This window comes from Fructilactobacillus sp. YLN 2507, from assembly GCF_059614085.1.
Window position 1 is genome coordinate 926108 of sequence record NZ_CM184303.1, and the last position, 12007, is coordinate 938114.

The window sequence follows — 12007 nt, forward strand, 5'->3', positions numbered from 1 at the left end:
TTTAACCTCTTGACCGAACTAATTGAGAGTGTAAATCATTATGTTCATGATTTGCGTTAAGTTTATAAGCAAACATTTTATTGAGATTTGATGATACAAACTTACCATCTGTTGTACCCGCACCATTCTTTGAAATCGTCGCTTCATCTTGTCCCTGATGAATTACGCTAATGACTGGCATCTTATTTTTTAAATTATCTAACGTAATATTAGAATTACTTTCTAAGACTTGACGAGTACTATCGTCAGCTAAGTCAGCATTAATAATTTGTCCATCAGGATTGTTATCTTTCCACTGCTTTTCTCCCTGATTAATTTCTTTATTATACTTATCATTAGCCTTATCTTCAGAACTATACACATAAAAAAGGGTATCTTTATCCCTTGCATCGTTTAGCATTTGTTTTACTTCAGTTGATGAAGTTGCTTTTACATTATGATTTTCAAATGTAATAAACCCAATTGTACCTAGCAACAAAACAATTAATACTCCAATAATTGAAACTACTACTTTGTGTTCTTTAATTGTATTCATAAAATTCACTTTCTTTTTAGATATCTGAAACATGATCTTTTAAATTAAAAATTAAATTAACAATAACAGAAAAGATCCCTAAAATTCCTGAAATTCCATTTCCAATTATCATGGCATTCGCAATCGCATTATAATTATCTCCAAATGGTAAAAATAATAAAAATAACACTAAAAATACTGGGAGTCCCATTTCATATAACGCATAAAACTTAAGCTTTCCCGTAAACCAATAATTTGGAAAAAAGTTTCTTACTTTTTTATGTTCGTTACTAAATTTGATTATTTTATCATTTAAATACTTTGCACAAATTGAATTCATAATGCAACCAACAATAAAACCATATGCAATTGCTAGAAAAACAATTACTTCAAAAATTAGAACAATCATCTTCTCTAAGCCATCTTTTTTTCCTTGTTTTGGAAAAAAGATATTAGAAAGCGCTAAGCCAAGACCAATATATGGAACACCCTTAAATTGATTATCAATATTATTAACTAAATTGGCATGACTTGATAAGTAACCCACTTTTAAGTATTTATTAAATCCCTTTTTTTCAAATACTGAATCATTAGAATCAATTAATAGTCCATCTTTTTCATAAATTGGCGCAACTGGTTCAGCATAATGCGTTTCCTCAATTTTTCGATATTGCAATGTTATCCCCTCATTTCGTTCACTGTTCTTTAGTAACTTTTTTTACCGCACTAAATGCAATTCCAATTACATAAATAAACCCAGCTAACCAAGGAATCATCTTTGCAACTTGCAAAATATTCTGTAAATCATCCATAGTTGTACGGGATTGAACTACATTCATAGCCGTGTCAACCGGATTAGCATATACATACATTCCAAGACCAGCAGCAATTATTAATACAACAACTCCAATAGCTTTAAAAATCATGCCACCAGTAAAGTTATGACTAAATCCCTTCACTAAACCACCAATAGTTGCCAATCCACCAAATTCAGCTAACACCAAACCGATAACATATAAGTAACCTCCATTATTCAAAGAACCATTTTGAAAAACTGAACCAATTTGAGATCCCATATCTTGAACATTATTATTACCAATTGAATATAAAATAAGCCCAATAATCAATGAAATGATTCCAATCCAGAGCTCATTGTTAACCTTAAAACTTGAAGTTGCGACTGTACTTGTTTGAGGCTGCTTTTCACTAGCTTTAAATTCTGGTTCTTTCACATTGTTATTGCTTACAATATGTGATGGCTTCGGTCTAATACTTTCATTAATATTTCTATTCAAATTAGAATTACCATTACTATCATTTATTCCTTTGTGTGTACCTTCTTCCCATGGAAATCCAGTTTTACCAGATAACAAGGGATAAAAATATAACATTAACATCAAAATCAATAATAACCACCAGCGTAATGAATCAAGCACTACTGAGAATGCAAAAAAAGCGAAAATGGTGATACTACTGTGTTCTGAAAAAGCAAGCACTTTACTTAAATTGTGCCGATTAGGAACAATTTTTTCAAAAATATCAACACTATCTTTTTCAACTTTTTGTGTATTCAATTTTGATTTTAACTGATCAATTTCTTGCTTTAATTTTTCTGATTCATTTGTATCATTTTGAGTATCGTTACTATTTAATTCATAACCACAATTGCTACAAAACTTTGTTCCTGGTTCATTTTTTTTATGACAATTTGGACATTCAACCATTTAAAACACCTCATTTAAATTTTCAAGTATACAAAAAAAGCTAGACACTGGTGCCTAACTTTTCAATTTGTAACTAATTTTCTTTACGGAACTTAAAGAAACTGCCTAAGCCCAATAATAAACTAGCAATTACCGCTACAATTCCACTAATTGTTAAAGTTGAATCATTACTTTGTCCAGTTTGTGGCAAAGCGTTAGCTTGATTATCAGCTTGAGCAGCATGTTGTGGAACATAGTTATCAGTCACTGTCGTGTCTACACTGGTATCATCACTAAAATGACGTCCAACTGGTTGGTCTGCAATTTGCTTATCAGCAGTACTTGCAGTATCTGTAGCTTGACTAACATTATCAGTTGGTGTTTCTGGGTTTGATGGTGTTACACCGCCATTATTATCATTTGGCATCACATGATTAGTTGGTTTTTCATCATCATTGTTCCCAATAACATTTGATGGAACATCTTGGTTATTATCATTTGTTGGGGTATCAGGCGTCACAACTCCATTATGTCCAATGTTTGATGAATCATCAGAATCGTTATTATTTGATTTTCCATCATTAGCAGGAATGACAGGTTTTACTTCTCCATTATGTTCTGTATTGTCTGTTGGAGTATTTGAACCATCACTATCACTAGGTTGTGATGGCTGGTTGTAATGATTTCCCTCATCGGGTGTTACTGGAGTAGCTGGTGTTACTTCTCCATTGTTACCAGTATTATCAGTTGGAATTACTGGGTTTGAAGGCGTAACTTTTTTAACTAATCCATTAATAGCTGTCTTTAATGTATCAGTAGCATTATCAATATCGGTTTGTGAAGCATTAGCATTATCATTTACGTTTTCAGCAGTATCAAGTGCTGATTTTACATTTTGTGCTGAAGTATCTGTATATTGCGATAAATCAATTGCTTGAGCTTGTCCAATTTCAACTTGTAAAGCACTTTTATCAACAGATTGGCTTGGTGTACCATTTACTGGAGTTAATGAACCATACGCGTCTTCAGAATTTACGGCTGATTGACTTCCCCAAACATCACCATTTTGAAGATCAGTAACATGGTATTCGCTAGTTTGTTTTACGTAATCATTAGATACCGTTCCATAACCTTGGAACACAAACTGTTCTACATCACAACTTAAATACCATACGTTTCCTTCCTCTCCACTAAAATCATTTTCAACTCGGGAAGCACGAGATACCTTAGTACCAGCTTTATAAATGTGTCCTGAAACACCCTTCATATCTTGAGTTAATACTCCAGTTTGAATCCATGCTTGATTAAGCAAAGCGTTTCCTGGATCGTTAGGATCATCACTAGCCAAAATCATAGTACTTGCTTGAAGTGTTGATTGAGACTGTGTTTGTGCTTGTTCTGTTTGAGTTGTTGCTGGTTGATCAGCTGGTGCTTGCGCAGTATCAGTAGAAACTTCAGGCGTTGCTTGAGCTTGAGGTTGTTCAGCTTGTCCTTGATCAGTTGAAGCGGTTTGTTCCTGTGCTAAAGTTACAGGAGCCTGTAATGTACTTGTATCCGTGGCTGCCGGTACATTTGTGTCAGCAAAGACACTATTTCCGCCTAGAACTAATCCACCAATCATAAAAGTAGTTGCAGCAGCAACTCGCAACCAAGCGTGTTTTGTCTTAATTAATTTGTAACGTTGTTTTCTTTCCATGGGTTCAATCTCCTATGTACGTCTTAATAAAAACTAAAGAAAATTTTAGTTTCTTTCAGTTAGTGTACCCCCCCCCCCCCCCCGCGAAAAAAGTCAATACTTTTAAACAAATTAATTTAAATTTATTTCTAATTTTACTTGGCTTAAGATTTACAAAAAACACTATAAAAAGCAAAAAAATATTGAACCACAGAAAGAAACCGTGAACAGTTAAATTAACGGCTTTTTATTAAAAAAAGAAAACTCAGACAATTTTAAGCTTTTTCCAAAAAATTAGCGTTTTTATTTCCATGCGTAGTTTTATAAAACTAATAATAATTAATCATCGAATATAATAAACGAATTTCTTGCTTATTAATAAAATACCAATTACTGTTTAGGTGTAATCAATAGGCATAATAATTGACATTTTAATCCTATCCATCAATAATGATTGCATACAATTTAATTTGTAAAAATACTTTATAAAGGAGTATCAACATGACAAAAAATAATTATCAGTTTGACGTTTTATATCTCGGTAGCGGACATGGTGCTTTTAACGGTGCTATTCCCCTTGCCATGAAGGGTAAAAAACTTGGAGTAATTGAGGCAGGAAAAGTTGGTGGAACTTGTCCTAATCGTGGTTGTAATGCAAAAATATCACTTGATATGCCTGTAAAAATTAAACAAGCAGTTGATGCTATGCAAGGTCAAGGCCTTGAGGGTTCAACTACAATTAATTGGGAGCAAAACGTAAAACATGAAAAAGAAGTCATTGGATCCCTTCCCGGTGCGATTGAAGAATCAATGGCCAGTGTGGGAATTGATGTAATTCATGGTTATGGTAAATTAGTTAACGATCATACAATCGAAGTTGATGGGATTCAATATACTGCCCAAAAAATCGTGATTGCAACTGGAGCTCATTATAATCAACTTGAAATTCCTGGAATTGAATTAGCACATAATGGAACCGAATTTTTAAATCTTGAAGAACAACCTCAAAAAATGACCGTGATTGGTGGAGGTTATATTGCTATCGAATTTGCTACCATTGCCGCTTATTCTGGAACTAGCGTTACTTTGTTACTTCATCACGATAAAGCGTTACGTCATTTCTATCAACCATTTGTAGAAGAATTGCTTACCAATCTTGAAAAACAACAAAATGTTAAAATTATCAGAAACGTTACTCCACAATCGATTGAAGAAACAGAAGACAATAACCTTGTAGTTAAAACTAACCAAGGCAATCTCTTAACTAACTGGATTTTAGACGCAACTGGCCGAAAGCCCAACATTGAAAATATTGGTTTAGATGAAGTAGGCGTTAACTATAATCAAAAAGGCATCGAAGTTAATGATCATCTTCAAACTTCGGTTGCTAGCATTTACGCAAGTGGAGATGTCATTGATAAAACCGTTGGCAAGTTAACCCCAACTGCAATCTTTGAATCAACTTATCTCACAAAACTCTTCTCTGGTATAACTACTGATCCAATTGACTATCCAGCCGTTCCAAGTGCAGTCTTCGCTTCTCCTCGAATTGCTCAAGTGGGGGTAACGGTTGATGAAGCTAAAGCCAACCCTACTGAATATGATATTAAAGAAACTGATTTAGCAAACGACTGGTTCAGATTTGCGATGCGCGAAAATAATGGTAAAACAATTACAGTTTTTGATAAAAAAGGATACTTAGTTGGAATGACTGAAATCAGTTCTGAAGCTGATAACTCAATCGCTAGTGCACTTCCATTTATTGAATATCAAATTTCTCCCGAAAAAATGAATGACTTTATTACCCTTTTCCCAACAATTGAATCCGAAACAAAGCACCATCTATAACATAAAAAGCAACTAGCTTCTGATTAGTCAGAAACTAGTTGCTTTTTAATTATACGTTTTTATTTATTTAACTTTGTTATTTTACATCATACCTGGCATACCTTGTGGCATTGCAGGTGCTGCAGCAGCACCTTCGTCGGGCTTGTCAGCAACTACTGCTTCAGTAGTCAATAACAATGATGATACTGAGGCAGCATTTTGAAGAGCTGAACGACTAACTTTAGTTGGATCAACAACTCCAGCAGCAATCATATCTTCATATTTGTCATCAGCAGCATTGTAACCAATTCCTGGTTTTTCTTGTTTCAAGTGATCAACCACGACGGCACCATCAACTCCAGCATTAGCAGCAATTTGCATTACAGGAGCTTCAAGAGCACGACTAACAATGTCAACTCCAGTCTTTTCATCACCAGTAGCTTCAATAGCATTAACCGCATCAATAATATTGATGAATGCTGTCCCACCACCGGGAACAAATCCTTCTTCAACAGCAGCACGAGTAGCATTTAATGCATCTTCAATCCGGTACTTACGTTCTTTTAATTCAGTTTCAGTAGCAGCACCAACTTTGATGACAGCTACTCCACCAGCTAATTTAGCAAGACGTTCTTGAAGTTTTTCCTTATCAAAATCAGAAGTTGTAGCTGCAATTTGAGCTTTAATTTCATTAACTCGTTTAGCAATTGCTTCTTTATCGCCTTTACCTTCTACAATAGTAGTTGTATCTTTTGTAACGTTAATTTTATTAGCTTGACCTAATTGTTCAAGGGTTGTGTCTTTCAATTCAAGACCCAAGTCATCAGTAATTACAGTAGCACCAGTCAAGACAGCAATGTCCTGTAATTGAGCTTTCCGACGATCACCAAAACCAGGTGCTTTAACGGCAACAACATTGAAAGTTCCTCTCATCTTGTTTAAAACAAGGGTAGGAAGGACTTCACCACCAATATCATCAGCAATCATTAACAATGAACGACCTTGTTGTACAACTTCTTGAAGAAGTGGCATGATGTCTTGCATATTGTTAATTTTTTTATCAGTTACTAAGATATATGGATTATCAAGATCTGCTTCCATCTTATCTTGATCAGTTACCATATATTGTGACATGTAACCACGATCAAATTGCATTCCTTCAACAACATCTAAACTGGTTTCAACACCCTTTGAATCTTCAATTGTGATAACTCCATCGTTACCAACTTTTTCCATTGCGTCAGCAATTAACTTACCAACTTTGTCACTAGCAGATGAAATTGAAGCAATTTGAGCAATATCTTCTTTGCTTTCAACTTTATGACTCATCTTGTGAAGTCCAGCAACGGCAGCTTCAGTTGCCTTTTCAATTCCACGACGAACTCCTACAGGATTAGCACCTGCTGTAACGTTCTTCATTCCTTCTTTAACAATTGCTTGAGTTAAAACCGTAGCAGTTGTAGTACCATCACCAGCTACATCATTAGTCTTTGATGCAACTTCAGAAACTAATTTAGCACCCATATTTTGGAAATGGTCTGGTAACGTAATTGCACGAGCAATTGTTACCCCATCATTAGTAATTGTTGGGTTACCAGCTGTTTCTTCCAAAACTACATTCCGTCCCTTAGGACCCATTGTAGTTTTAACTGTGTCTGCTAATTTATCGACCCCTTTAAGCATTTCGCTACGGGCGTCATCAGAAAATTTAATCTCTTTAGCCATTTTAATTACCTCTTATTTTTAATTAATTTTGTTTTATTTAATAATTGCAAGTAAGTCATTTTCATGCATCACTAAATATGACTTTTCATCATATTCAACTTTAGTTCCAGCATACTTATCAAACATAACCATATCACCAGTTTCAACAACTGGAGCTACTTTTTCTCCGTTATCCAAGATACGACCAGATCCAACTGCAACAACTTTACCCTCTGTTGGTTTTTGTTTTGCATTTTCTGCTAAAACAATGCCACCAATATTCTTTTCTGCTTGAGATTGCACCTCAATAATTACGCGATCACCAATTGGTTGTAACATATCTAAAACCTCCAAAATTTTATTATTAGCACTCTTCATTAACAAGTGCTAACTTCATTTACTAATATAATACATTAACCACTAAATGACAAAAGAAATGACTCTTAAATTAAAAATATTTATTAAACAAACAAAAAAGCCATGTTTAGTAGCATAGCTTTTTTTTAAATTAATGTTTATTGAATCAATTTGCTTTCTTTGAGCAACTCTTCAATCCAAGTACCCTTAACCTTCTTTAAAATAAAACTACTACTTAATTTTTCAATTATTGGTAGTTTCATTTGTTCGAGCGTCTTTTTATCATTTAAATAATACATTGCACTCATCAAAGTCCTGATATCAAAAACAGATGGATAAACTTCTGGAACCGTGTGATCAATTTTTAATAATTCATACACTGATTCAAAAGCGGTCCGAACAGAATATTCGGTGGTGAAAACTACATCCCTTGTCCCTGAATCAGCGAAATTCCCAATAAAGGCCAAGTTACTTGACCCTGCTGGAACCACATCAGGACGATCATCTGCAGTTCTTAATTGGAAATAACTAGTAATAAACGGCATATAATCGGGAATAGCTTGAATATTTTTAATATCTGCCATTTCAGCAATTTGATCTTTTGGAACTCCTAAATGATATAAAAGTTCTTCCGTAAGTTCTTTACCAGAACATTCCGGCATCCGCTTTTGAATATAATTCCCCTTCGTATCAGAATACAATCCATATAACCATAAGATTACTTCATTATCCAGTTGACCCTTATAAGCCGGTTGACGATGAATCGTAAAACTCATTCCCCAATTTGAATCGGTAATGGTAATAATGCCACCAGTTTCACATTTATTGTAGTTAAATAAGGGACGCCTAGTTAGTTTTTCAATGTAAGGAGCAATATCTTTATTCTTCAAAGTTAAGGTAGCACTGGTTTTCCATGCTTTTTCCGGAATAGTTTTACAAAAAACATCCGGATGACCAAAGCGACTATCTTGAGCAGCCAGTTTTTCCCATAGCGTCCAGCTCCCACCTAGTGATTCATTTGGAATTGGAGCCTCATCATGAGAACCATAAGTCGTTGATTCTGTAATCGAACCGTTAGTAACAAAGACTAAATCACGTGAGTCTACAGTAATTACTTGTTTTTTACCATTTTGTACAAGATCAATTTTTTCTGCAGCAATTTGATTGCCATTATGTTTAACTTCCACGTTTTCTACTTGCGTTTGATATGCAAAATTAACGTGATGATCTTTTAAATAAGCTACTAATGGCTCACTCATTGATTGATAATCATCATAACGATTAAATTTCAAAGCAGTAAAATCAGTCAACCCATCTACATGATGAATAAATCGCATTAGATACCGACGCATTTCGGCTGCCGACTGCCATTTTTCAAATGCAAACATGGTTTGCCAATCAGTCCAAAAGTTAGAATTGAAAAAGCTATCGTCAAAAACATCATCAATTGTTTTACCATTTAATTTGTTTTCGGGAGTCATAACTAAATTAATCATTTCTTTTAATGCCTTATAATCCAGCGTATACTCATTGTCATTTTCAACTTGTTTTCCACGATTATGAATTAACCGACAATTAGATTTATTGGGATCTTCCTTATCTAGATAATAATATTCATCTAGGCAGCTCTCTCCTGCTTCATTTAATGAAGGAATTGAACTATATAAATTCCATAAACATTCATAATGGTCTTCCATTTCACGACCACCAGGAGAAACATAGCCACCATTAATATCTTGAAAAGCCTCTAAAGCCCCACTTGCTTGAGCTTTTTCTTCAAAGATTGTAATGTTTTCACCGGGCATATAGCCATCTCGAATTAAGATTACTGCAGATGCTAACCCAGCTAACCCTGCACCAACAATATAAGCATGACGACTTTCAACTCCGTTAGTTTTTTTGGGACGTACTAAATTATAATAGTTTCCAGTTGCATATTTAACCATTGCTAATTGCCTCTTTCAAAAAGTTTGTTTACAATTTCACATGGTAATTTTAAAACATCATTGGGGAAACGTCAATTAAAAAAATACTAGTTTTTGATTTCATCCAAATCTAATCCAATTGCCTTAGCAACTCTAATTCCATAATCTGGATCAGCTTGATAAAATTGTTTCGTTTCTAAAACTTGGATTTCATGATTGTTGATTGAACCAAGCCCTTTTTTAATTGTTTCAATTAAACGATCTTGTTCTTCTTTACTGAACAAGCGGTACAAATCTCCAGCTTGAGTATAAAAATTCTGATCATAAGGCTTAAAAGTTCCAGTTTCTCCGTGAAGTTGATCGGGACTCACAGCTGCACTAGGGTCTTCAACTGGTCCGCCTTTACTATTTGGTTCATAATTGACACCATTGCCTTGATGATCAGCCATGGCTCCGTCGCGTTCATAAGTATTAACTTCGTTTTTAGGACGATTAACTTCTAATTGTTCAAAGTTAGCCCCTAAACGATAGCGTTGAGCGTCCTTATAACCAAATAATCTTCCTTGTAATAATTTATCTGGGGAAGCTTCGATTCCCGGAACTAAATTAGCAGGAGAAAAGGCAATTTCTTCCACTTCATCAAAATAATTAGTTGGATTTTCGTTCAAAGTAAATTCTCCTACCTCTTGGAGTGGATAGTCATGGTGAGAAACAACTTTGGTAACGTCAAAAATATCATCATGATAATCAAGTCCAGCTTGATAAGGAATAATTTGCACACAAACTTTCCAAGTTGGATAATCTTTTTTAGCAATTGCATCATACAAATCATGAAGTAAGTAGTCAGTATCTTCAGATGCGGCCTTAGCTGCTACTTCATTAGTCATATTTTTAACTCCTTGTTGACTAATAAAATGATATTTAACCCAAACTACTTCACCAGCTTTGTTGACCCATTTATATGTGTGACTACCATATCCGTTCATATTTCGATAACTAGCAGGATTTCCACGATCTCCCATTAAGTAAGTAACTTGATGAACCGATTCTGGTGAATGTGCCCAAAAATCCCATTGCATTTCATTATCACGCAAATGTGTCTGTGGATCTCGTTTTTGTGAATGAATGAAATCAGGAAACTTCAAGGGATCATTAATAAAGAACACGGGAGTATTATTACCAACAATGTCATAATTGCCATCTTTAGTATAGAACTTGAGTGCATACCCCCGCACATCACGAATTGTATCAGGATAACCTGCTTCACCAGCTACTTGTGAAAAACGGATAGCCATTGGGGTTTCCTTACCTACCCCATTAAATAAATCGGCTTTGGTGTATTTGCTCATATCATGAGTGAGTTTAAAGACCCCTTTTGCTCCTGCTCCTTTGGCATGTACAACTCTTTCCGGAATTCTTTCACGGTTGAAATGTGCCAGTTTTTCTATAAGTTGATAATCTTGTAACAAAACGGGTCCACGTACTCCCGCCGTTTGGGAGTGTTCGTTATTTGCCCATGGTTGCCCTGCTTTAGTTGTTAATTTTTTTTCCATTATTATTCACTCTTTCCTGCTAAATTTAATTGTGCACAATTTACATCTCAATTACATAACTATTTGTCCTGTATGTCAATATAATAGCTTAACTAAATCAATAATAAATAAAAAATACTGTTATGATAAATACAGCTAATTAAAAAAGGAGATTGATTATGAAAAAGGCATTATTCATTATTTTAGATAATTACGCTGATTGGGAAGGTGCTTATCTTTCTAGCCAACTAAATCAAACTAGTAAATGGTCAGTCCAAACTGCATCGATTAATAAAAAAGTTAAATCTATTGGTGGTTTTACGACAATTGTAGACAAAACTCTTGAAGATATTAAATATAATTTTGATTTATTGATTTTAATTGGTGGTAATTCATGGAATTTAGAAAATGAAAAATTAATAGAAATTATCAAAAATACATTATCTAATAACGTCATTGTAGGTGCAATTTGTGGTGCAGTTGATTTTTTAGCCAAAAATGGGCTTTTAACAAATTATAAACATACTGGAAATACTCAATTTCTTTGGGTTAACTATAAAAATTATACTAACGGTAAAGACTTTTATGATTTTCAAGCAGTAAAGGACCGAAACTTAATAACGGCAAACGGAACTGCCACATTAGATTTTACAGAATTAGTTTTAAAATCTATTAACTTTGACAGTCCAGAAAATGTTCACAAACTTATAGAATTGTATAAATTAGGATTTTATGAATATTGTAAAAAATATGGTAATCCCTACATGTAA

The 12007-nt window shown here is 34.2% G+C and carries 10 protein-coding genes; 2 read left to right on the forward strand and 8 right to left on the reverse strand.

The window, feature by feature from the left end; all coding sequences use genetic code 11:
- Window position 1: 1 nt before the first annotated feature.
- The 4 genes from AC0GLY_RS04825 to AC0GLY_RS04840 all read right to left on the reverse strand — a co-directional run bounded on the left by AC0GLY_RS04825 (window position 2) and on the right by AC0GLY_RS04840 (window position 3913).
- On the reverse strand, window positions 2–535 hold the full coding sequence (locus tag AC0GLY_RS04825) for a hypothetical protein (protein WP_496611058.1): 534 nt from the start codon (window positions 533–535) through the stop codon (window positions 2–4).
- A 16-nt stretch (window positions 536–551) separates the two neighbouring features.
- Window positions 552–1190: a hypothetical protein gene (locus tag AC0GLY_RS04830; RefSeq protein ID WP_496611060.1), complete on the reverse strand. Its 639-nt coding sequence runs from the start codon at window positions 1188–1190 to the stop codon at window positions 552–554.
- Between the two features lie 19 nt (window positions 1191–1209).
- Complete coding sequence (locus tag AC0GLY_RS04835; RefSeq protein ID WP_496611061.1) at window positions 1210–2238, reverse strand: zinc ribbon domain-containing protein; 1029 nt, start codon at window positions 2236–2238, stop codon at window positions 1210–1212.
- Between the two features lie 73 nt (window positions 2239–2311).
- Window positions 2312–3913 (reverse strand): LPXTG cell wall anchor domain-containing protein, encoded by a 1602-nt coding sequence (locus AC0GLY_RS04840; protein ID WP_496611062.1) that lies wholly within the window; start codon window positions 3911–3913, stop codon window positions 2312–2314.
- Window positions 3914–4393: 480 nt separating this feature from the next.
- Here AC0GLY_RS04840 and AC0GLY_RS04845 point away from each other — a divergent pair, with 480 nt between their 5' ends.
- Window positions 4394–5740 (forward strand): dihydrolipoyl dehydrogenase family protein, encoded by a 1347-nt coding sequence (locus AC0GLY_RS04845; protein ID WP_496611064.1) that lies wholly within the window; start codon window positions 4394–4396, stop codon window positions 5738–5740.
- Window positions 5741–5821: 81 nt separating this feature from the next.
- On the opposite strand, the gene groL is transcribed toward AC0GLY_RS04845, so the two are convergent.
- From groL to AC0GLY_RS04865, 4 genes are all read right to left on the reverse strand, one after another.
- A complete protein-coding gene (gene groL, locus AC0GLY_RS04850; protein ID WP_496611065.1) occupies window positions 5822–7444 on the reverse strand; it encodes a chaperonin GroEL in 1623 nt (540 codons plus the stop codon).
- A gap of 33 nt (window positions 7445–7477) precedes the next feature.
- The gene (gene groES, locus AC0GLY_RS04855) at window positions 7478–7762 is read right to left on the reverse strand and encodes a co-chaperone GroES (RefSeq protein WP_496611067.1); all 285 of its coding nucleotides are present in this window, start codon (window positions 7760–7762) and stop codon (window positions 7478–7480) included.
- Window positions 7763–7938: 176 nt separating this feature from the next.
- Window positions 7939–9726: an oleate hydratase gene (locus AC0GLY_RS04860; protein ID WP_496611068.1), complete on the reverse strand. Its 1788-nt coding sequence runs from the start codon at window positions 9724–9726 to the stop codon at window positions 7939–7941.
- 86 nt (window positions 9727–9812) lie between these two features.
- Window positions 9813–11258 (reverse strand): catalase, encoded by a 1446-nt coding sequence (locus AC0GLY_RS04865; protein ID WP_496611069.1) that lies wholly within the window; start codon window positions 11256–11258, stop codon window positions 9813–9815.
- 158 nt (window positions 11259–11416) lie between these two features.
- Here AC0GLY_RS04865 and AC0GLY_RS04870 point away from each other — a divergent pair, with 158 nt between their 5' ends.
- On the forward strand, window positions 11417–12007 hold the full coding sequence (locus AC0GLY_RS04870) for a type 1 glutamine amidotransferase family protein (protein ID WP_496611070.1): 591 nt from the start codon (window positions 11417–11419) through the stop codon (window positions 12005–12007).